This is a genomic window from Pseudomonas costantinii (assembly GCF_001870435.1).
In the GTDB taxonomy this organism is placed as follows: Bacteria; Pseudomonadota; Gammaproteobacteria; order Pseudomonadales; family Pseudomonadaceae; genus Aquipseudomonas; species Aquipseudomonas costantinii.
The window spans coordinates 252685-274119 of sequence record NZ_MDDR01000057.1 but is presented as its reverse complement, the minus strand read 5'-3'; the positions used below and the strand labels follow the sequence as shown (position 1 = coordinate 274119).

22 protein-coding genes are annotated in these 21435 nt (G+C 60.8%); 14 read left to right on the top strand and 8 right to left on the bottom strand.

Annotation, left to right across the window (positions count from 1 at the left end):
- Positions 1-211 precede the first annotated feature (211 nt).
- Together BFL40_RS28945 and BFL40_RS28940 are read left to right on the top strand one after the other, a co-directional pair.
- On the top strand, positions 212-2251 hold the full coding sequence (locus tag BFL40_RS28945) for an NADPH-dependent 2,4-dienoyl-CoA reductase (RefSeq protein WP_071487142.1): 2040 nt from the start codon (positions 212-214) through the stop codon (positions 2249-2251).
- Between the two features lie 57 nt (positions 2252-2308).
- Entirely contained in the window at positions 2309-3199 is an 891-nt protein-coding gene (locus BFL40_RS28940) for a 1-aminocyclopropane-1-carboxylate deaminase/D-cysteine desulfhydrase (protein ID WP_071487141.1), read from the top strand.
- Here BFL40_RS28940 and BFL40_RS28935 read toward each other — a convergent pair.
- The 3 genes from BFL40_RS28935 to BFL40_RS28925 form a co-directional block, all read right to left on the bottom strand.
- Positions 3189-3746 (bottom strand): cytochrome b, encoded by a 558-nt coding sequence (locus BFL40_RS28935; protein WP_071487140.1) that lies wholly within the window; start codon positions 3744-3746, stop codon positions 3189-3191. The genes BFL40_RS28940 and BFL40_RS28935 overlap by 11 nt on opposite strands.
- Positions 3747-3860: 114 nt before the next feature.
- Positions 3861-4688: a phosphonoacetaldehyde hydrolase gene (gene phnX / locus BFL40_RS28930; protein ID WP_071487139.1), complete on the bottom strand. Its 828-nt coding sequence runs from the start codon at positions 4686-4688 to the stop codon at positions 3861-3863.
- Complete coding sequence (locus BFL40_RS28925; RefSeq protein ID WP_071487138.1) at positions 4685-5812, bottom strand: 2-aminoethylphosphonate--pyruvate transaminase; 1128 nt, start codon at positions 5810-5812, stop codon at positions 4685-4687. Before BFL40_RS28925 ends, phnX begins: the two co-directional genes overlap by 4 nt.
- A gap of 111 nt (positions 5813-5923) precedes the next feature.
- Between BFL40_RS28925 and BFL40_RS28920 the strand changes: the two genes are divergently transcribed.
- The gene (locus BFL40_RS28920) at positions 5924-6781 is read left to right on the top strand and encodes a LysR substrate-binding domain-containing protein (RefSeq protein WP_071487137.1); all 858 of its coding nucleotides are present in this window, start codon (positions 5924-5926) and stop codon (positions 6779-6781) included.
- A 100-nt stretch (positions 6782-6881) separates the two neighbouring features.
- Entirely contained in the window at positions 6882-7589 is a 708-nt protein-coding gene (locus BFL40_RS28915) for a YebC/PmpR family DNA-binding transcriptional regulator (protein ID WP_071487136.1), read from the top strand.
- Positions 7590-7828: 239 nt separating this feature from the next.
- On the opposite strand, the gene BFL40_RS28910 is transcribed toward BFL40_RS28915, so the two are convergent.
- On the bottom strand, positions 7829-9121 hold the full coding sequence (locus tag BFL40_RS28910) for a protein kinase (protein ID WP_071487239.1): 1293 nt from the start codon (positions 9119-9121) through the stop codon (positions 7829-7831).
- A gap of 39 nt (positions 9122-9160) precedes the next feature.
- Positions 9161-10255 carry a cell division protein ZapE gene (gene zapE, locus BFL40_RS28905; RefSeq protein WP_071487135.1) on the bottom strand — a complete coding sequence of 365 codons (1095 nt, stop codon included), beginning with the start codon at positions 10253-10255 and terminating at the stop codon, positions 9161-9163.
- A gap of 209 nt (positions 10256-10464) precedes the next feature.
- Here zapE and BFL40_RS28900 point away from each other — a divergent pair, with 209 nt between their 5' ends.
- From BFL40_RS28900 to BFL40_RS28870, 7 genes are read left to right on the top strand one after another with little or no spacing between them, the layout of a single operon-like run.
- Positions 10465-10965 (top strand): Csu type fimbrial protein, encoded by a 501-nt coding sequence (locus BFL40_RS28900; RefSeq protein ID WP_071487134.1) that lies wholly within the window; start codon positions 10465-10467, stop codon positions 10963-10965.
- Positions 10959-11501 carry a Csu type fimbrial protein gene (locus BFL40_RS28895; RefSeq protein WP_071487133.1) on the top strand — a complete coding sequence of 181 codons (543 nt, stop codon included), beginning with the start codon at positions 10959-10961 and terminating at the stop codon, positions 11499-11501. Before BFL40_RS28900 ends, BFL40_RS28895 begins: the two co-directional genes overlap by 7 nt.
- A gap of 18 nt (positions 11502-11519) precedes the next feature.
- Positions 11520-12053, top strand: coding sequence for a Csu type fimbrial protein (locus tag BFL40_RS28890; RefSeq protein WP_071487132.1), 534 nt, complete (start codon positions 11520-11522; stop codon positions 12051-12053).
- A 5-nt stretch (positions 12054-12058) separates the two neighbouring features.
- Positions 12059-12559 (top strand): Csu type fimbrial protein, encoded by a 501-nt coding sequence (locus tag BFL40_RS28885; RefSeq protein ID WP_071487131.1) that lies wholly within the window; start codon positions 12059-12061, stop codon positions 12557-12559.
- A 25-nt stretch (positions 12560-12584) separates the two neighbouring features.
- Positions 12585-13370 (top strand): fimbrial biogenesis chaperone, encoded by a 786-nt coding sequence (locus BFL40_RS28880; protein WP_071487130.1) that lies wholly within the window; start codon positions 12585-12587, stop codon positions 13368-13370.
- A gap of 26 nt (positions 13371-13396) precedes the next feature.
- Entirely contained in the window at positions 13397-15790 is a 2394-nt protein-coding gene (locus tag BFL40_RS28875) for a fimbria/pilus outer membrane usher protein (RefSeq protein ID WP_071487129.1), read from the top strand.
- Position 15791: 1 nt separating this feature from the next.
- The gene (locus BFL40_RS28870) at positions 15792-16796 is read left to right on the top strand and encodes a Csu type fimbrial protein (RefSeq protein ID WP_071487128.1); all 1005 of its coding nucleotides are present in this window, start codon (positions 15792-15794) and stop codon (positions 16794-16796) included.
- On the opposite strand, the gene BFL40_RS28865 is transcribed toward BFL40_RS28870, so the two are convergent.
- Together BFL40_RS28865 and BFL40_RS28860 are read right to left on the bottom strand one after the other, a co-directional pair.
- Complete coding sequence (locus BFL40_RS28865; protein WP_071487127.1) at positions 16793-17530, bottom strand: anti-sigma factor family protein; 738 nt, start codon at positions 17528-17530, stop codon at positions 16793-16795. The genes BFL40_RS28870 and BFL40_RS28865 overlap by 4 nt on opposite strands.
- Positions 17527-18033, bottom strand: a complete 507-nt coding sequence (locus BFL40_RS28860; protein ID WP_071487126.1) for a sigma-70 family RNA polymerase sigma factor — start codon at positions 18031-18033, stop codon at positions 17527-17529. Before BFL40_RS28860 ends, BFL40_RS28865 begins: the two co-directional genes overlap by 4 nt.
- A gap of 168 nt (positions 18034-18201) precedes the next feature.
- Between BFL40_RS28860 and BFL40_RS28855 the strand changes: the two genes are divergently transcribed.
- A complete protein-coding gene (locus tag BFL40_RS28855) occupies positions 18202-19284 on the top strand; it encodes a catalase family peroxidase (RefSeq protein WP_071487125.1) in 1083 nt (360 codons plus the stop codon).
- Positions 19281-19820: a cytochrome b gene (locus BFL40_RS28850; protein WP_071487124.1), complete on the top strand. Its 540-nt coding sequence runs from the start codon at positions 19281-19283 to the stop codon at positions 19818-19820. The genes BFL40_RS28855 and BFL40_RS28850 overlap by 4 nt, the downstream gene beginning before the upstream one ends.
- A 19-nt stretch (positions 19821-19839) precedes the next feature.
- Here BFL40_RS28850 and BFL40_RS28845 read toward each other — a convergent pair whose 3' ends face one another.
- Positions 19840-20991: a M14 family metallopeptidase gene (locus BFL40_RS28845; protein ID WP_071487123.1), complete on the bottom strand. Its 1152-nt coding sequence runs from the start codon at positions 20989-20991 to the stop codon at positions 19840-19842.
- A 100-nt stretch (positions 20992-21091) separates the two neighbouring features.
- Between BFL40_RS28845 and BFL40_RS33925 the strand changes: the two genes are divergently transcribed.
- Complete coding sequence (locus BFL40_RS33925) at positions 21092-21304, top strand: hypothetical protein (protein ID WP_139213489.1); 213 nt, start codon at positions 21092-21094, stop codon at positions 21302-21304.
- Positions 21305-21435 lie beyond the last annotated feature (131 nt).

The window sequence follows — 21435 nt, the reverse complement described above, 5'->3', positions numbered from 1 at the left end:
GGGCAACAGACAACAGACCGTGTATAGGGTTCGCCGACTAGGGTAGGGCCCATGGCTTGGCTTGCCAAGGGGCGCTGTGCATTTGGATCAATAACTTGTCAGTTTCAGTCATTGAGCGGTAGTCCATCGACTCTTAGTCTGTGGGACATAAACCGATGGCAGGCCATTCGAGCCTTCCACGTCCCGTGATGATCCGTTGTGGAGCTGTACCATGACCGCTGCTGCCTACCCGCACCTGCTGGCCCCGTTGGACTTGGGTTTTACCACCTTGCGCAACCGCACCCTGATGGGCTCGATGCACACCGGCCTTGAAGAAAAGCCTGGCGGCTTTGAGCGTATGGCGGCCTACTTTGCCGAGCGCGCCCGTGGCGGTGTGGGCCTGATGGTTACCGGCGGCATTGGCCCGAATGATGAAGGCGGGGTGTACGCCGGTGCAGCCAAGCTGACCACCGACGAAGAAGCGCGCAAGCACAAGATCGTGACCCAGGCAGTGCACGAGGCAGGCGGCAAGATCTGCATGCAGATCCTCCACGCCGGGCGTTATGCCTACAGCCCCAAGCAGGTTGCACCGAGCGCGATTCAAGCGCCGATCAACCCGTTCAAGCCTAAGGAGTTGGACGAAGAGGGCATCGAGAAGCAGATTCAGGACTTCGTCACCTGCTCGTTGCTGGCTCAGGTCGCCGAGTATGACGGCGTCGAAATCATGGGCTCCGAGGGCTACTTCATTAACCAGTTCCTCGCCGCCCACACCAACCACCGCACCGACCGTTGGGGCGGCAGCTTTGAAAACCGCATGCGCCTGGCAGTGGAAATCGTGCGCCGAGTGCGTGAGGCCGTGGGTCCGAATTTCATCATTATCTTCCGCCTGTCGATGCTCGACCTGGTGGAAGGCGGCAGTATTTGGGAAGAAATCGTGCAGTTGGCCAAGGCCATCGAGCAGGCGGGTGCGACGATCATCAACACCGGTATTGGCTGGCACGAAGCGCGTATCCCGACCATTGCGACCAAAGTACCGCGTGGTGCTTTCAGTAAGGTCACCGCCAAATTGCGCGGTGCGGTGCAGATTCCACTGATTACCACCAACCGCATCAACACCCCGGAAATTGCCGAGCAGATTCTGGCAGAAGGCGATGCCGATATGGTCTCGATGGCGCGCCCGTTCCTGGCCGACCCGGAGTTCGTCAACAAGGCTGCTGCTGGCCGCGCAGATGAAATCAACACCTGCATCGGCTGTAACCAGGCCTGCCTGGACCACACCTTTGGTGGCAAGCTGACCACCTGTCTGGTTAACCCGCGGGCGTGCTACGAGACCGAGCTCAACTACCTGCCGGTTAAACAGATCAAGAAAATCGCCGTGGTGGGTGCAGGCCCAGCGGGTTTGGCGGCGGCAACCGTTGCCGCCGAACGTGGCCATCAAGTGACTTTGTTCGATTCGGCGAGCGAGATCGGTGGCCAGTTCAATATCGCCAAGCGTGTGCCTGGCAAAGAAGAGTTTTTCGAAACCCTGCGCTACTTCAAACGCAAATTGCAGACCACCCATGTCGAGCTGTGCCTCAACACTCGGGTGGATGTCGAGCAATTGAAGGCGGGCGGTTATGACGAGATCATCCTGGCCACCGGCATTGCGCCGCGTACCCCGGCAATCCCGGGTATCGAGAACGCCAAAGTGCTGAGCTACCTGGATGTGATCCTCGAGCGCAAGCCGGTGGGCAAGCGCGTGGCAGTGATCGGCGCCGGCGGTATCGGTTTCGACGTCTCCGAGTTCCTGGTACATGAGGGCGTGTCCACCAGCCTGGACCGTGAAGCGTTCTGGAAAGAATGGGGCATCGACACCCAACTCGAGGCCCGAGGCGGAGTGGCCGGGATCAAGCCACAACCCCATGCGCCTGCGCGCGAGGTATTCCTGCTGCAACGCAAGGCCTCCAAAGTCGGCGACGGCCTGGGTAAAACCACCGGCTGGATCCACCGCACAGGCTTGAAGAACAAGCAGGTGCAGATGCTCAACAGCGTCGAATACCTGAAAATCGACGATGAAGGCCTGCATATCCGTATCGGCGCCGAGGGTGAGCCCAAGGTGCTGGCGGTAGATAACATCATCATCTGCGCCGGTCAGGACCCGCTGCGCGAATTGCAGGACGGCCTAGTCGCCGCAGGGCAGAACGTGCACCTGATCGGCGGCGCCGATGTGGCCGCCGAACTGGATGCCAAGCGCGCCATCAACCAAGGCTCGCGCCTGGCGGCTGAGCTGTAAGACGACACGCGGGGCGGTGTTAGACTACCGCCCCGTTTTTCATGCAGAACCACCCTGATGGGTCCTTTCGATTGGCTTCCCCACGCTCCGCTTGAACCCTTGCGCCTGGATTGGCTGAAGGGGGTCGAGTTGGCCGTGCTGCGCCTGGACCGTATCGACCCGCTGATCAGCGGTAACAAGTGGTTCAAGCTCACCGAACACCTGACCCAGGCGCAACAGGCCGGTGCCCGTGGGATCATCAGCCTGGGCGGCGCCTACTCTAATCATCTGCATGCACTGGCGGCCGCCGGGAAGCGCTTTGATTTCCCGACTGTCGGCCTGCTGCGTGGCCATCCTCAAGACACACCCACCGTCCTCGACCTTAAAGCCTTCGGCATGCAACTGCATTGGCTGGGGTATGGCGGCTATCGCGAGCGTCATACGCCGCAGTTCTGGTCTCCCTGGCGCGAGCAATATCCCCATCTTTATCCCGTGCCCGAAGGCGGCGGTGGAGTATCCGGTGCATTGGGTTGCGGGGTGCTGGTGGAGCAAGCGCGTGAGCAGTTGAACAACCTGGGCTGGGCCGATTACGACGCGTGGTGGTTGGCGGCGGGAACCGGCACGACCCTGGCCGGTTTGGCGCTGGCGGAAGCGGGGGCGCATCCGGTCTATGGTGCGTTGGCGGTGCCGGATGATCACGGTGTCGCGCAGAACATCGGCGCCATTGTGCAGTCCGGTTATGAGCTGCTGGACGCCAGCCGAGGCGGCTTCGCCAAGGTCGATCCGCTATTGCTGGCGTTTATTGAAACTGCGGAGCAGGCCTGTGGTTTGCCGCTGGAGCCGCTTTACACGGGCAAAGCGTTGCTGGCCTTGAAGCAACAGATCGAGGCCGGGCGCTTCGCCCCCGGCACCCGCCTGATATTCGTTCACACCGGCGGCCTGCAGGGCCGCCGAGGGTTCAAGGGTTAGCGCGTTTACCCGGCATCATGCGCATTGCCGTGTTGTCGCGCAGCACGTAATGGTGAACCAACGCTGCCAATGCATGCAGCCCGATCAACCAGTAGCCAACTTTGCCGAACAGCACATGCCAGCCTTCAATCTCCTTGGCCAGTGCTTTGTTCTCGCCGATCAGCGGCGGCAACTCAATGCCATAGAACATTACCGAATGGCCTTCGGCGCTGACGATCAGCCAACCGGCAATCGGCATACCGATCATCAGGGCATACAACGCGAAGTGCATCAGCGTCGCCAGCCAGTTCTGCCACTGCGGCGGTGCCGGTACGATCTTCGGCGCCATACCCAGGCTTCGCGCAAACAGGCGCAGCCACACCAGCACAAACACGGTGAGGCCGAACATGAAGTGCATTTCGATGATCAACGTACGCCCGCCACTGCCTTTGGGGAACTGGCCGCGTAACTCAATGCAGGCGTAAACCACCGCCAGCAGCACCACCATCACCCAATGCAATGCAATCGACATGGTGCTGTAACGTGTATCGGAGTTTTTCCACGGCATCGCTGGTTTCCTCACTCATCAGGGCAAACCTCCGTTCTTTAGCGACGGAGTCCTCTAACTGTATGCCGGTTTTGAGCGGTTTGCCTGGCGCAAATGCCGTTGTTTTGACCTCCATCAGTGGCTTTGTGGCATTTCACCGCGGGCCAGGCGCCGGTTGATATCGGCAATGACCTGCGGCAGGTCGGTGATGGTGTCGATCAGGTAGTGTGGGCGCGAGCCTTCGAACATCGCCTCGATGCGTTTGCGCTCAGTCGCCAGGGTGGCGCTGTCCAAGGCACGGAATTGCTCGTAGGTCAGGCCCAGCGCGTTGCCGGAGCAGGTCAGGGCGACGGTCCACATCCCGGCACGACGACCTTCGAGGATGCCCGGCACGGTGTCGTCGACCTTCACGCACGCCGCCACATCGTCAATGCCCAGGGCAATCACGTTGGCCAGGGCCTGGGCCGGCCAGGGTCGGCCGTTGGGCACCTCGTCGGTAGCGACCACATGGTCGGCGATGTAGCCATTGGTGGCGGCCAGCGCGACGACCTTGTCCATCACTTGCTTGGGGTAGCCGGAGCAGGAGCCGATCTTTATGCCTTGCAGGCGCAGTCGCGCGATCGTGTCGAGGGCGCCGGGGATCAGTGCTGAGTGTTCGGCAATCTTTTCGATCTGCAACGGCATGAAGCGCTGGTAGATGGCGGTGACGTCATCATCTGTCGGCGTACGGCCGAATGCCTGGTGGTAGCGTTCTGCCACCTGCGGTTGATCGCACAGGGTGCGGATGTGGTCCCACTTGCCCATGCCCATCGGGCCACGGGCTTCGTCGATGGAGACTTGCACGTCGAACTCGGCGAAGGCTTCGACAAAAATCTGTGTGGGGGCGAAGGAGCCGAAGTCGACCACGGTGCCGGCCCAATCGAGGATGACAGCCTGCAGGGTGTTGGGGGTTTGATAGTTCATGATTGCGATCCGAAAGATGAAAGGGTGATTTCCATGGCGTGCAGCACCTCGGCGATGGCGGCGACGGCGGCGTGCATGTCGGCCTCGTCGACATGGCCGATGCAGCCCACGCGGAAGGTCTCGACCTGGGTCAACTTGCCGGGGTACAGAATGAAACCCTTGGCCTTGACCCGTTCGTAGAACTCCTTGAACTGGTAGCGCGGGTCTTGCGGGGCATGGAAGGTGACGATGATCGGGGCCTGGATGGCCTCCGGCAGAAAGCTGCGCAGGCCCAGTTCAGCCATGCCGTCCAACAGCGCCTGGCAGTTGCGGGCGTAGCGTTGATGGCGCGCGGGCAAACCACCTTCCTCAGCGTATTGCAGCAGCGCTTCGTGCAAAGCCGCGACCACGTGGGTCGGCGGAGTGAAGCGCCATTGGCCGGTCTTGGCCATGTAGTTGTGCTGGTCGAACAGGTCCATCGCCAAGGAATGGCAGTTGCCTTGGGCGGTGGCCAGCGCGTGTTTTTCGGCGAAGATAAAGCCCATTCCCGGCACGCCTTCCAGGCACTTGCCAGAGGCTGCGATCAGCGCGTCGAACGGCACGTTGCGGGCATCGATCGGCAGCGCGCCGAAAGAACTCATGGCGTCGATGATCAGGCGCTTGCCGTGGTTTTTAACGACCTGGGCGATTTGCGGCAGTGGGTTGAGAATGCCGGTGCTGGTTTCGCAGTGAATCAACGCGACATGGGTGATGGCCGGGTCAGCGTGCAGCAGGCGATCGACGTCGGCAGCCGTGGTGGGTTCATCTTCGGCGGTTTCAAAGGTGCTGAACTCGCGGCCGAGTACTTCACATATTTTCGCCAGGCGTTTGCCGTAGGCGCCGTTGATCAGCACCAGCACCTTGCCGCTGCGTGGAACCAGGGTGCCGATGGCGGCTTCGACCGCGAAGGTGCCGCTGCCTTGCAAGGGCACGCAATGGTGGCTGTCGGCGCCGTTGATGATCGCCAGCAATTGCTCGCAGACACTGGCGGTCAGTTGGTTAAAACGTTCATCCCATGAACCCCAGTCCACCATCATCGCCTGGCGCGTGCGGGCAGACGTGGTCAGGGGGCCGGGGGTGAGCAGGATCGGCGCGGCGGTGGTCATCTCAGGTCCTTGCATGGCATGGGGTTGAATCTACGGCGCCTAAATTGCAGTTTGGCTTGTCATCAATCAAATTGTTTGTTGTTATGCGAGCTATCAGTGAGGCCGATAGCTATGAACTTGTTCCAACTGCGCGCATTCGATGCCGTGGCTCGTGAGGGCAGCTTTACCCGTGCTGCGGCGCGGCTTTTCATCAGCCAGCCGGCGGTGACCGGGCATATCAAGGCCCTGGAAGAGCACTACCAGATCCCATTGTTGCGACGTACGGCTCGGCGAGTGGAGTTGACCGAGGAAGGCACACGCCTGGCGGCAATCACTCGGGCAATCTTTGGGCTGGTGGACGAGGCGCAGGCCTTGCTTGAGGCCAATCGGCAACTGCTCACGGGGCGCCTGGAAGTGGCGGCGGACGGCCCGCATCTGGTGATGCCGATGATCGCGAGGCTGCGCGCACGCTACCCAGGTATTACCGTCAATCTACGTCTGGGCAATGCCCAGGAAACCCTGGCCGCGCTGTTGTCCGAGCATGCGGATGTGGCGGTGCTCACCGAGGTGGAGCCGCGCAACGGCTTGCATCTGCAACCCCTCAGCGAATCGCGGATTTGCGCGCTGGTGCCGGCTGGGCACCCGTGGTTGGCCGACCCGGCGGGCATCCGCCTGACGCAATTGCACGAGGTGATCATGGTGCTGCGCGAGCCGGGTTCCATCACTCGCCGCACCTTCGATGACGCCTGCTCAGTCGCCGGTGTGCAGCCCAAAGTGCTGCTGGAACTGGACAGTCGTGAAGCAGTGACCGAAGCCGTCGCCGCTGAACTGGGGGTGGGCGTGGTCTCGTCAATGGAGGTCAGCCCTGATCCTCGGGTACGGGCGATTCCGATCCAGGGTGATGGGCTGGCCAATCAGCACGTGCTGGGTTGCATGGAGCGACGTCGGTCGCTGCGGCTGATCCAGGCGTTTTTCGAGTTGGCGTCTTGACGGTTTTTTGGTGGAACGATGGGTTTTTGCCCTATAAACTCTGCCCCCAAAGCGCCGGCCAGTAGACGTTTCGGCGCGATGGACGAAAAGAGAGTGAGTCATGGGCGCACAGTGGAAAGTCAAACATAAAGAAGCGGCATCCAATGCCAAGGGCAAGATCTTCGGCAAGCTGGTGAAAGAAATCACCATCGCCGCCCGCAACGGTGCCGATATCGCGACCAACGCCCACCTGCGTCTGGTGGTGGAACAGGCCAAAAAGGCTTCGATGCCCAAGGAAACCCTGGAGCGCGCGATCAAGAAAGGCGCCGGTCTGCTGGGTGAAACCGTGCAGTACCACCGTGTGACCTACGAAGGGTTCGCTCCGCACCAGGTGCCGCTGATCGTCGAGTGCGTGACCGACAATATCAACCGTACCGTGGCGGAAATCCGCGTGGCATTTCGCAAGGGGCAACTGGGGGCTTCCGGTTCTGTGGCCTGGGACTTCAACCACGTTGGCCTGATCGAAGCTTCGCCGGATACCCCGGATGCTGATCCTGAAATGGCTGCGATTGAAGCCGGTGCCCAGGATTTCGAAGACGGTGAAGAAGAAGGCAGCACCCTGTTTATCACCGAGACCACCGACCTCGACGCGGTACAGAAAGCCTTGCCGGAGCAGGGTTTCACTGTGTTGTCGGCCAAGCTGGGGTATATCGCGAAGAACCCGGTCAGCGGGTTGACCGATGAGCAGATGGCTGAAGTCGAAGCGTTCCTTGAAGGTTTGGACAACCATGACGATGTGCAGGATATGTTCGTCGGTTTGGCTGGCTAAACGTCTGTAGAGAATGTGGGAGCTGGCTTGGGGTTGGCCATTTTCTTTAGGTAGATATCAGTACATATCCGTTACCCAATAACGGATATGTACTCAGCACACCAGCGACAACCATAAAACCCAAGCCATAAAAAAGATGTGTAGATACCTATGCTGCAATGGGGGTACATCAGTCATGAATACATCGACTGACACACCACTGTCGCAGGGCAAGCCAACTCCCACGTTTGGATTGGGTTTCAGCCAAAGTTAAGCAGCGTTTCGATTTCCTCAAAACTTGGTCGGGCCAACACATCGGGCTGACAGCAGCGTTCCTGCAACGCTACCAATGCCTCATCGTTCACCCCGTCAACCCGCTCCAACAACTCCCCCAGCAACACGCCAAACGCCCGCACTTCAATACGCTGCAGAGCCCTGGTCTCCAAGGTGTCCGCCGTGGCATGGAACGACGCCGCACCAAAATCCCCGAGCAAACAGTCGCCCGCCGCATTCCACAGAATATTGTGGCCGTACAAGTCGCCATGGGTGATGCCGTGTCGGTGCAAGTGCGCGGCCACCGACGCGATGCCCCGCGCCATGCGCAACGCCACCTCAACGCTGAAGCGTGTGGTGGGCTCGTAGATATCCCGGGTGCAGGACGCCAGGCTCGGCAAGGCCGCGAGGTTGCGGTAGCTCGGGTCGATCAGGTCCATTACCAGTGCGGCTTGGTCATCGGGGTGACCCACGACGCGACCTTCCACCTTGATCAGGTTCGGGTGCAGCCCGGCGGCGATGCAGGCCTGCATTTCATGCAGCGGTGAGCCGTCGCTGGTGATGGTGCCTTTGTACAGTTTGACCGCGACGGGCAAGGCCTGCGGCTTCCACAACGCCTTGCGAATGATGCCGGAAGCGCCTTCGCCGAGTACCTCGGCCAACTCCAGTTCCGACCAATGAATATCCGGCGTCGCGTCATCACCGGTCATGTCCACCGCCATTTCCACCGGGTTACCGGCGTAAGCCAACCAGGTCAGGCTCGGCAGGGCCAACAGCCATTCCGGCAGTTGCGTCAGACGGTTGGAGGCGATGCGGATCAGCTCCAGGTTCTTGCACTGGGCCAGGCTTTGCGGCAAGTGCGCCAAGTGGTTGCCGGCCAGCATCAGTTTTTGCAACAACGGCCGCTCGCCCAACTCGCTGGGTAATTGGCTGATGCAGTTATCGGTGAGGATCAACCAGCGCAGCAGTGGCGGCAGGGCGGCGGCGGGCACGCGGCTGATCTTGTTCGCCTTGAAGCCGATCATGCTCAGTTTCGCGCACTGGCCCAGGCATTCCGGCAACTCAGTAAAGGCGTTGTCTGAGCAGAACAGCACGCGCAAGTGCGGCAGGCGGTGCAGATCGTCGGGCAGACTGCTCAGGGCATTACCGCTGAGGTTGAGAATTTCCAGGGAGTCGGCCAGTTCGAAGATTTCCCGGGGGAATTCGGTCAGCCCGCAGGACAGGTCCAGGCGCGTGATGCCGGCCAATTGGCCAGCCTTGAGTTGGGCAAGGGTATTCATGAACGGCGCGGTCACTCGGCTTGAAGGTGTAAATGGCGCTCATGATACCGGGTCGGGCGTGCGTTGCGGGCAGACCGTTTGCAATTGGTTCAGGCGGCTGGCAGTGCGGGCGAGGTCGATGGCCTGGCCCGCCAGGGCGTGCGCCAAGGGCTGTTGGCCGATCAGGGTCAGGCGTTTGTCTCTGTCGTAGAGCACGTCCACCAGGTTGATAAAGCGCTGCTGCACGGCGATCGGGCACTCCGCGAGTTGGGGCAGCCCGTCGATGATCCAGTGGTCGAAGTCCTGGCACAGCAGCAGGTAATCCATCACGGCCGTGAGCTGTTCGCAGAGGTCGCTGAAAGTGAAGGTGATGACCGGTGCCTGATGACTACGGCAAATCAACTGCCGGTTGCCGACCGTCAGGGTTTGAGCCGGGCAATCCGTGGCGGGCAGCCCAAGCGCTTCACGCTGGACCGCTGTGCCCGGCCACACATACTGACCGCCGGTAAAGCGCTGCTCGGTGTGGGCCTGGTGCAGGCTGCGAAAGTCCTGGGGTGAGCTGACTTCCAGGACGTCCATGCGTGCGGCGATCAGGTCGATCACCGGCTTGAAACGCTCGTGGTAGAGGGGGTTGGGCAACAATCCTTCGGGCGGGTAATTGGAAGTCACCAGCACCAGCACGCCACGCTGGAACAACGCCTTGAACAGGCGGTTGATGAGCATCGCATCGCCGATATCGTGGACGTGGAACTCGTCGAAACACAGCACGCGACAGCCCGCCAGCAGTTCATCGAGGGTGACGGCCAGGGCATCGTCATGCTCGCGGTGCTTGAACATGCCCCGGTGCAGGTGGGCAAAAAAGTCATGGAAATGCACGCGCTGCTTCTCGGCAATGGACAGCGCCTGGAAAAAAACGTCGAGCAGCCAGCTTTTGCCGCGCCCTACCGGGCCATGCAAGTAAAGACTGCGGGTGGGGTGCCCGGCGAGCAGGTGCCCGGTTTCGCGGGCCAGAGCAGCAATCGCCTGGGTTTGCCCCGCGCTCAAGGTATAGCCCTGTTGCTCGGCCTTGTGCTCAAAGTACGTCGGGATAGGTGAGGTGTTCTGGACCTCGGTTTTTTTACCCAGCAGACGCTGAATCAGGGGAAGCACGGCCAATGCAAGTCACTCTGTATTTCGGTGGTTGTTCACTTTAGGGCGCCTGCCGCGATTTGACCAATAAAGAAGGGGGCGGCCAGCTATCTCGAAAGAGCATGGCATAGTCCAGGTCCGACTGGCAGTTTCTCCCTTAATGACTAACCTCTTACACAGTGATTACCCCTGTACAAGGATTTGGGGCAGTGAAGGGACGATCAGTATTGGCTGTCATGGGCGCGATGCTCTGCAGCACGGCTTACGGTGCGCAGCTTCAGGTGGAGGTGCGCATTGATGTGCAGAGGGGCTGCCAGTTGGTGGGCACCACCCGCAATGCCGGCATCGAGCAACTTGGCCTATTGGATTTCGGTAGCGGCCCGCGTCTGGATGACCCGGCCGGTCCCTTGAGTGCGGCCCTGATCAGCCAGCGCCAGCCGCGCCTGGAATGCAATCCGGACACGCCCTACCAAGTGCGTGTTGACGGCGGTCTGCATGGCGGCACGGGCGAAGTTCGTTATCTGACGAACGCCGCGCTTTCGACCAAACCTATTCCCTATCGTCTTTATGCTGACGCCGCACGGCGTATCCCTTTACCGGTGAATGAACCACTGAGCGGTCGCGTGCCGGATTCCGGTACCGTCGACCTGCCGCTATATGGCCGCATCGAACCGCTCAAGGACATTCCTGTCGTCGGCCGCTATACCGACCTGCTCAAGGTCACCGTCACATGGTAGGCCGGGGCTGGGCCCTCGTGGCGGTGAGCGGCCTGTTGCTGCTGGTCGGTGACGCGCAGGCGGCGGCCGTTACTGGGCAGATCCACGCGCGGTTGGTGATCACCGCCAGTTGCGAGGTGAGCAAAGGCGTCGACAGCACACCGGTCAACCCGACGGGCGGCGCATTGCTGGACTTTGGCAGTCAGGGGCCGACCTGGAACAACACGTTGGCTGCAGGTGTCACGGACGATGGCAAGGCGCCGCTGTCGGTGTCCTGCAACCCGTCAGTGGTCAGCAGTTTTACGGTGACTATCGATGGCGGTGCCCACGGTGACGGTACCACCCGGCGCCTGAGCAACGGTCGCCAGACCATACCGTATCGGCTATCGGCTGATCCGCTGGGCCAGAGTGCCTACAGCATCGGCCAGCAACGCAATTTCGTCGTGACCAGGGGCACAGAAGTACCGATTCCGGTATTCGGCTCGGTGGTGGCAAATACCAGGGCCCTGCCAGCCGGCATCTACACAGACACCCTGACGGTGACTCTGGATTGGTAAAACATGAGGGTGAACATCATGCATGCACTTATATCTAAAGCGGTTTTTCCATTAATGGCGCTGGCGTGGGTATCGGGTGCGCAGGCGACCACGGTCGCCGGTACTGTCAGTGCCACCCTGATCCTGACCAGCAGTTGCCAAGTCAACGGCGCGGCGGCGACCGGTGGGATGAGTTTCGGTACGTTGAACTTCGGTACCGCCAACAGCCTGTTCACTGAAGCCGATGCCCAGGTGGTGGGCGGTGGCGGTAGTGCGCTGTCCATCCTGTGTTCGGCGGGCACCACACCCACGTTGACGGTGTCTGCCGGCGCCAACGACGCCAAGTCCCCTGGTGGTGGTCGCGCGCTGTACGACGGTGTTGCCAACTACGTGCCTTATGACCTCTACACCGATAGTGCTCATTCGAGTTTGCTGGCAATCGGTGGGGTGATCAACCTGACGGCCAGTACAGGAGTGGCCCAAACCGTGAATATTTACGGCAAAGCCAACGGTAAGGTGGGGTTGCCGGCCGGTACTTACACCGACACGGTCAACGTGACCCTGACGTTCTAAGTGTCATGAACCGGGCCGGTTGGGCGGCGTTGGCGGTGTGCTTCGGCTGGGGGATGCCGGTGTCGCTGTTGGCGGTTACCAGCCAGTCGTTTCAGGTCAGCGCGACGATCACTCCGGGGTGCCTGGTGGTCGGAGGGGGAACCAATTACGGCAGCTTGGCTTTCGGCACCTATTCGGCACTGTCGACCAGCACGGTGTCCGTCGCGCTCAGCAGTGGCGTGACCCTGCAATGCACGCCGGGGGTCACCCTGAACATGACTGTCGATGGCGGGTTGCATAACAGCAGTGGCCGGCGCATGCAGCTCAATAGCGGTAGCGCTTTGGTGGCTTATTCACTGTTTCAGGATGCTGCGTTGAGCCAGAGCCTGGGGGTTAGCCAAAGCGTCAGCGTGGCCTACAGCAATGCCAATAACATCACCTTGCCGATTTATGGGCGAGTGCAGTTACCGGGTAATCAGCCTGGGGGGACGTACAGCGACACGCTGCAGGTGCAGCTGTCGTGGTAAGGCGATTGGCTTAAGGAGTGAAACTATGTATGTAGCTTCCCGGCGGTGGTGGGTGGCGGGTTTTAGCGGGCTGTTGGCATTGGCAGCGGGGCAGGCCCAGGCGGCCAGTTCGGTGCTGATCTGGCCGATTGACCCGGTGCTGGAGGCCGATCAACAGGCCAGCGCATTGTGGCTGGAGAATCGCGGCACTGAGACCGCCAACCTGCAAATCCGCGTGTTTGCCTGGACCCAGAGCGGGTTTGATGAGCAGTACCAGAACCAGCGCGATGTCATTGGCAGCCCGCCGGTGGCGAAAATCGAGCCGGGGCAGAAGCAGTTGGTGCGCCTGACCCGTACCAAGGAAGTGCCGCCGGGCCAGGAGCTGGCCTATCGCATCATCATTGATGAGATCCCGTCGGCCACGCCTCCGGCAGCCCCTGCCGATGGCAAGACCGCCGCCGCGATCCGCTTTCAGATGCGCTATTCGGTGCCGTTGTTTGCCTATGGGCCAGGCCTTTGGAGCAAGGTCGACAGCACCCGCGATCGTGACCCGAAGAGCGCAGGCAAGCCTGACCTGAGCTGGAAAAAAGTCACGGTCGCCGGGCGCAATTATGTGGAAATGCATAACCAAGGCGCGGTGCACGCGCGTCTGACCGATGCCACGTTCAAGCAGGGAGGCCAAGCGCGGCCCGTGGTGGAGGGCCTGATGGGGTATGTGCTGCCGGGCGCGAGCATGCGCTGGGCGGTGCCGGAAGGGTTACCTGCCGATCAGCCGTTGCAGGTACGAATCAATGGTGCGACGCAACTGGAGAGCCTTGCACCCGGGCGATAAAGCAGAACAGCCCCTGGTGTTAACGGATGGAGATGTCCATTGATGGACACAAAGCCTTGGTGAGCCATGATCGGGCTCGATGTCTATGGCGATCGGTGTGGGTGGTGGGCGGCCTGTCTGGCTGGGTGTTTGCGCCGCTGGGCGTGGCAGCGCCGTTGCCGCCCCCGCCCAGTAGCATGGAGGCTGTTGCCGATGCGCAGTTATTCCTGGAACTGGTGGTCAACCAGATGGATACCGGCCGCGTGGTCGCCGTCAATCAACGCGCGGGGAAGCTGTATTTACCTGCATCGGTGTTGCAGGAGGTGGGCATGAAACTGCCTGCCGAGGTCGCCACCGAGGTTGCGCTGGAGAACCTTCCAGGGATGCACACCGATTACGACAGCCAGGGCCAGCGGCTGATGCTGACGGTGCCGCCTACTTGGCTACCGGAACAGTTTATCGGCAATCGCAACAACTACCCCCGCACCCAGGCGATGACCAGTTTTGGCGCGTTGCTCAACTATGACGCCTACCTTAACGACACCGATGGAGCGGGCACCTATCTCGGCATTTTCAACGAAGTACGGCTGTTCGACACCTGGGGCACGTTGTCCAACACCGGCCAGTACCGCACCACCATTGGCCGCGACACCGCTGGTAGTAGCCTGAACAATGGTTACCGGCGCTATGACACGACCTGGCGTTTCTCCGACGATGATCGCCTGTTGACCTACGAAGCGGGCGACGTGATCAGTGGCTCCTTGCCCTGGAGCACCTCGGTGCGCCTGGGCGGGGTGCAGGTGTCGCGGGACTTTGGCGTACGCCCTGATCTGGTGACCTACCCTCTGCCGCAGTTCGCCGGGGAGGCGGCGGTGCCGTCGTCGGTGGACCTGTTTATCAACGGTTATAAATCCAGCAGCGCCGATCTGCAGCCGGGGCCCTACACCTTGACCAACGTGCCGTTTATCAACGGGGCCGGGGAAGCGGTGGTGGTCACCACCGATGCACTGGGCCGGCAGGTGTCGACCACGGTGCCGTTTTATGTCACCAGTACGCTGTTGCAAAAGGGCTTGTCGGACTTCTCCGTGGTGGCCGGTAATCTGCGCCGTGACTACACCTTGCGGGATTTTGGCTACGGCCCCGGAGTGGCCAGCGGCACCTTTCGTTATGGGCTGTCGGACGTCTTCACCTTGGAAAGCCACGCCGAAGCGTCCAATGACCTGACCTTGGGGGGTGTCGGCGGTAACCTGCGCGTCGGCAACTTCGGCGTGCTCAATACCGCCATCAGCCAAAGCCAGTTTGATGGCAGAACAGGCCAGCAACTGAGCCTGGGTTACCAATACAGCAACCAGCGTTTCAGCCTGTCGTATCAACGGGTGGAGCGCCGCGATCAATACGCTGACCTGAGCTTGATCGACACGCCCTATGTCAGCCTCAGCAAGCGTAGCCAGCAGGCCACCTTGAGCTTGAACCTCAACGATTTCGGTAGCCTGGGTGTGGGTTACTTTGATGTGCAGGCGGCGGATGATTCTCGCACTCGCCTGGTGAATATGACCTGGAGCAAATCGCTGTGGCGCAGCAGCAGTTTTTACCTGTCGGCCAACCATGAGGTCGGTGACAGCAGTTGGGCGGTGCAGGCGCAAGTGGTGATTCCCTTTGACGTCTACGGCAGTCTCAGCCTGGGCAGCGAGCGCAGCAAGACCGGGCAGAGCCAACAGCGGGTCAACTACAGCCGTGCGGTGCCCGCCGAAGGTGGCCTGGGCTTTAACCTGGGTTACGCGAGCGGCGATGGGCCGGCTTATCGTCAGGCCGACCTGACCTGGCGCTTGCAGTCGGTGCAGTTGCAGGCGGGCGTGTACGGCACCAGCGACGCCGAAACCCGTTGGGCGGACGCCAGCGGATCGCTGGTGTGGATGGACAATGAGGTCTTCGCCGCCAACCGCGTCAACGATGCGTTTGTGGTGGTGAGCACGGATGGATTCAGCGGCGTGCCGGTGCGCTACGAGAATCAGGTGGTGGGCGAGACCGACCGCAACGGGCATCTGCTGGTGCCTTGGACCAGCGCCTACTACCGCGCCAAATATGAGATCGACCCACTGAACCTGCCGTCCAACGTGCAAGTGCCGAATGTGGAGCAACGGGTGTCCGTGCGCCGAGGCAGTGGCTATCTGTTGGAATTCCCGGTGCGTCGGGTGATTGCGGCGAGCATTACGTTGGTGGATGCCAAGCACCAGGACTTGCCCCTGGGCAGCCAGGTACGGCACGAGCAAAGCGGTGCGCTGGCGGTAGTGGGCTGGGACGGCCTGGTGTACCTGGAAAACCTGGTGGCGCATAACACCTTGCAAGTCACCGTCGGCAACGGCCAGACCTGCCAGGCAACGTTCGAACTGGATACCACGCAGGAGCAGGTGCCACTGATCGGGCCACTGGTGTGCCAATGACATGAGGAGTGTGCGTGTGCGGGTCAAGGAGTGGTTGTTGCGACTGCTGGTACTGGCGAGCCTGGGGCTGTCGGCGCAAGTACAGGCGCTATGCTCGGTGGTCGCCACCTCACCGGCCAGTTTTGGCACGACGGTGAGCTCGATGACCGTGCGTACCACGTCCGAGCCCAGTTCGACCACCAACGCTGGCTTGAGCTGCACCCCTGCGTTGCTGTCGGTGTTGGCCACCAGTGATCATTTTTACGCAACCATCACCGGCTCGTCGCAAGGCGGCCTGCTCGGGCCGACCGGTGATGTTATCGGCTATACGATCTATGCCAACAACTCCACCGCGTTTCCGATGACACGGGGCACCGCGTTCGATTTCGGCGGCAGCGGCGGTATTGCAGCGTCGCTAGGCCTGGTGTTCGGGCCCGGCACAAAAACAGTGCCGCTCTATTTAGCCACCACCGTCGGCAGTAATGTGGCAGCGGGTGTGTACAGTGAAACCTTGAGTATTTTCTGGAACTGGAACTATTGCTCGGGCATTGGACTTCTCGGGGCATGCCTGGGCCGTGAGATCAACAGTGGCACGGAGACGCTGAACGTCAGCATGACGGTGGTCAATGATTGCCAGATCACCACGCCGGCTATCGCGTTTGGCAGTGGCCCGGTGGTCAGTGCGTTCGCCACCGTCAGCGGGCAGGCCACCGTGGCCTGCACCAAGGGCAGCGCCTACACCGTCGGCCTCAGCGATGGGCAGAACCCGGTGAGTGTGGGCGGCCGCCGGCAGATGAGCTCCGGCAGCAATTTTTTGGCCTACGACATCTTCCAAAGCGCAGGGACCACGCGTTGGGGCAGTGTGGGCGCGGCGCGGCGGGCCAGTTCCTCGGCGGAGGTCAACCCGGGCAATGGCCTGGGTACCGGCAGCCAGGTGTTCAACTACAACGCCAAGATCTACACCGACCAGGCCACACCGCCTGGTGGTACCTATATCGACAACGTGGTGCTGGACGTGGGGTTCTAGAACTTCAACATCTGTGTGGTCAACTGACCCACCGGGCTGACCACCGCATAGTTGTACCCGCCACCGGACCAGTACTCGGCCTGCAGCCCATCGGCACTGCGGCTGCCACGGGGCAGAAAGCCGTTTTCCGGGCCGGGCGGACGGATGTAGAAGCTGATCCGCCGACCTTGCAAATCTTCGTACAGCACCATGGCGGCCGCGCCTTGCTCTGTGGTGAGCAGGCGCCCGCTGACCGGCCGGAAGCCAGACTGGCTCAGGTCGGGCAGGCGATGTGCCTGGTTGAAGTAGCGATCGAGCCAGGCCTGCATCGTGCCGCCGTCTCTGGCGTTGTAGTCGGCGGGCATGATGCCGTCCTGGGCAAACAGGCGGAACGCTTGCATTGCATCGGCCATCGGCAGCATGGGCGGTTGGGTGGCCTCGCGGGCGTGCCAGCCGCCAATACCGCCGAGGCTGACGGCGATCAGCAGTACGGCAGCTGTGGCGAGGTGGCGGCGTGATTGATGTTTTATGCGTTGGCGAATCAGCGCCGGGTCCAAGTCGTGGTTGGCCGGTTGTTGCAAGGCTCCGCTCAATGACGCACGCAGCAATTGCGCATCCTGTTGCCAGGCATGCACCTGGGCGGCGACATCGGGATGGGCCGTCAACCAGGTTTCAAGCATGCGGCGATCGCTCTCCAGCAGTTGGTGATCGACGTAGGCATGCAAATCGCGTTCGCTTGGGGGGAGGTTGATCATTTGAGTATCCGCAGGGAGGGGCTGGCAATTTCGCCATCGCTGAGTTGACGCAAGGCTTGCCGCGCGCGGGACAGGCGCGACATCACGGTGCCGATGGGCACCTCAAGAATATCGGCAACCTGCTTGTAGCTTAGGCCTTCGACGGACACCCAGAGCAGCAGGGCGCGCTGTTCGGTATTGAGTTTATCGAAGGCTTGCAGAGTCGACTGGGCCATCACCGTGCGCTCCACCGAGGGCTGTGTGTCGTCACGACCCGTAAAAAATTCGAGCATGCGCGCGTAGCGCCGGCTGCGACGGTGGGCGTCGAGAAACTGCCGATAGAGGATCGAGAACAGCCAGGCGCGCAGGTCGCCTTCGATGCGTTTGTCGGCCCAACTGATGATCGCCCGCTCCAGGGTCGACTGCACCAGGTCATCCGCGCTGCTGGCGTGACGGGTCAGCGACACGGCAAACCGTCGCAGCCTGGGGATGAGTTCACGTAACTGTTCGTCGAGTTCATGCATGGGCGTCTGGCTGGTCACTACGCTGGGACTAGAGAGACGTCCGGTGTTGAAGGTTATTCCAGGCACTGAAAAATAAACCTGAGGCCTTGGAATAGAGCAGATCGGCATTCGTCTTAATGCTCCGACCTTATGTTTCACCCCTAAGGCCTCTGGCCCAGGAGTCATTTCATGGTAGATCACCCATCACCGCCCCGTCCCCCGCTGAGCACTGCGAGCCTGATCGCGCGTCTTGTCGGTATCGGTGCCGTGGTTGCTGTTATTGCGGGGGCATTTGCCTACGTCAACGGCACCCTCGACCCACAACGCTTGCGGCCCAAGACTCTGGTCAATGCCCTGGAAACCAATAACGGCATACACCCAGGCTTTCGGCGCAATCACGCCAAGGGCGTGTGCGTGGCCGGTTACTTCGAGAGCAGCCCTGAGGCGCGCGCGTACTCCAGCGCTCAGGTGTTCAGCGAGGCTAAAACCCCTGTAATCGGTCGGTTTGCCTTGCCCAGCGGTAACCCTTATGCGCCGGATAGCAGTGTGCCGATCCGCAGTTTCGCGTTGCAATTCAACCAAGCTAACGGTCAGCAGTGGCGCACGGGGATGAACAGCATGCCGGTATTCCCGGTGGGCACGCCTGAAGCGTTCTACCAGATGCTCAAGGCGGGTGCGCCAGACCCGGCCACCGGCAAGCCGAATCCAGCGAGTATGCCGGCGTTTTTTGCCGCACATCCAGAGACTGCGCCGTTTTTGGCGTGGGTCAAGACCGCCAAGCCGTCGGCCAGTTACGCGACAGAAACCTATAACGGGATCAATGCGTTTTACTGGGTAAGTGCCGATGGCAAGCGCCAGGCTGTGCGTTGGGGCGTGGTGCCACAGAGCCAGGATGCGGCGGGTGACACTGCGCCGTCGGGTAGTGATTTCCTGGAAAAGGACTTGGTGCAGCGCCTGGCTTCAGGGCCGCTGCGTTGGCAGTTGAATGTGACTCTGGCCAACCCTGGCGACCCGTTGGACGACGCGAGCAAGACGTGGACCGGTGAGCACAAAGTGCTGAACGCCGGCACCCTCGTGCTGCAAAGCAGCCAACCGCAAGCAGACGGCGATTGCCGCGATATCAACTTTGACCCACTGATTTTGCCGAGTGGTATCGAAGCCTCCAACGACCCGCTGCTGGCCGCGCGTTCGGCAGCCTACGCCAGTTCGTACCTGCGCCGCGCCGGTGAAGTCAGCCCATTGCACAGCACCCCTCAGGAGTCGAAACCATGAATGCTCAACCACGGTTTTTCGCGCCTCTGGCTCGGCTGCTGCATTGGCTGATGGCGTTGATGATCATCGCCATGCTGTTTATTGGTGCGGGTATGGTGGCGTCGGTCTCAGAGCGCCATGAGTGGCTGATTCATCTGCACAAGCCGCTGGGGATTGCGATTCTGGCATTGGTTATCGTACGGCTGGTGGTGCGGTTTTCTACTCGGCAACCGCCATTGCCTGTGGATTTGCCACTGTGGCAAGTGTTGGCAGCCAAGGCATCCCATGGGGTGTTGTACGCGTTGATGCTGGTGTTGCCGCTACTGGGCTGGGCGATGATTTCGGCAGCGGGCGATCCGGTGATGCTCAGCAGTTCGGTGCAGCTGCCGGCGCTGGTGGGGGCAAATGCGCCGTTGTTTGCGCTGTTGCGCAAGGCCCATGGGTTTCTAGCCTACCTGTTGTTCCTGACGGTGCTGTTGCATCTGGCCGCGGCGCTGTTCCACGGGCTGATTCGTCGCGACGGCGTGCTGCAAAGCATGACCGGCACCAAAGACTGATGCCGGGGGCAGGGGAGGGTTAGCGCAGGGCTGTGACGATATCGGCCACGGTGCTCAATACGTCCTTGCCCAATTGCATCGAACGTTTGCCTGACCAACCGGTGTGCGCGTTGGGTGCATCGTCGTTGTCCTTGAAGGGCATTTCCAGGGTCAGCGACAGGCAGTCGTACTTCTCGCCGACGGCGTTGCAGGCCAAGGTCATATTGGCTTCGCCCGGCAGGTCGCGGGTGTAGCCGTGGGTGGTCTGGAAGTCGCGGGTCAGGGCGCTCAAGTGGCTGCGGAAGCGTTTTTCCAGCGCCTCGATGCGTGGGGTATAGCCGGGATTACCTTCGCAACCGGCGGTGAAGACGTAGGGGATTTCTTCGTCGCCGTGGATGTCCAGGAACAGGTCGACGCCATACGTTTCCATCTGCTGCTGTACGAACAGCACTTCCGGGCTGATCTCCTGGCTGGCGCTTTGCCAGGCACGGTTGAGGTCTTGGCCCATGGCGTTGGTGCGCAAGTGGCCATGGAAGGCACCGTCGGGGTTCATGTTGGGTATCAGGTACAGGTCGGCGACGGACAGGAGCTTTTTCAGCTCAGCGTCACCGTCCTGTTGCAGGCGCTCGATGATGCCTTCCATGAACCATTCGGCCATGTGCTCGCCGGGATGTTGCTGGGCGATGATCCATACCTTGCGCTGGCCCTCACCACCCTTGCCACGGCGCAGCAGTTGGATGTCGCGGCCTTCGGCGCTTTTGCCGGTGGCGAGCAATTGGGTCCCGGCGCGGTTCAAGGCTTGCTCGATCAGCCAGTCGTGGCGTTCACGGCTGTAGGGTTCGAAGTAGGCGATCCAGGCGTGTTTCTCGCGGGTTTCCAGGCTGATGTGCAATGTTTCGCCATCAAAGCGTGTGGGGACGCGGAACCAGTTGATATGGTCGTAGGACGCCACGGCGTTATAGCCACTCCAGGCGTTTTTGTAGGAGGACTGACTCGCGTTGCTCAGGCGGAAACTGTGGGTGTGGCCCACGTGCATGCCTTCGGCCTTGAAGTGGAACCATTGGAAATGTTGGCTGCGGGTATCGGGTTTGATCGCCAGCAGTAAGTGATAGGCGTCGCTGGCATCCAGGACCTGGATGTTGCCGCTGTCGAAGTCGGAGCTGATCTTGATGGAGGTCAAGGCCACGGTCATAGTCTGGGTGCCTGAGTATGAGTGTTGTGGCGGATATCTTACACAGGAGTCAGGCAAAATCTTGATGCAAAATTGTTGCAGGGGGGAGGGGGCGTCATCCTTGACGCAGAAGCAGCTTAGAATCTATGAAATTGATTCTCAAGCGCTATTTCGCAAAGAACTGGATTGGAGCGCCCGTTCGTCTTTCTTTTGGAGATGGTCTTTTGCTACCATGCGCGCCATCAAGCAACACACAGTCTTCATTAGCCTGAAGCCATGCCAGGGAAACTGGCAAAAAAAAGACCCGGCCAAAGAGCCGGGTCAAAAACCGTGATTAGCCTGATGAGGAGATATTCCAAGAGTCCGACCTAAGGTCCCTTGGTCTATCGACTGATCTCGCGATCAGCTAGATCCAATAATAATCATTATCATTTGCAAGTCAAATGTTTTTATCCATGAGATAGA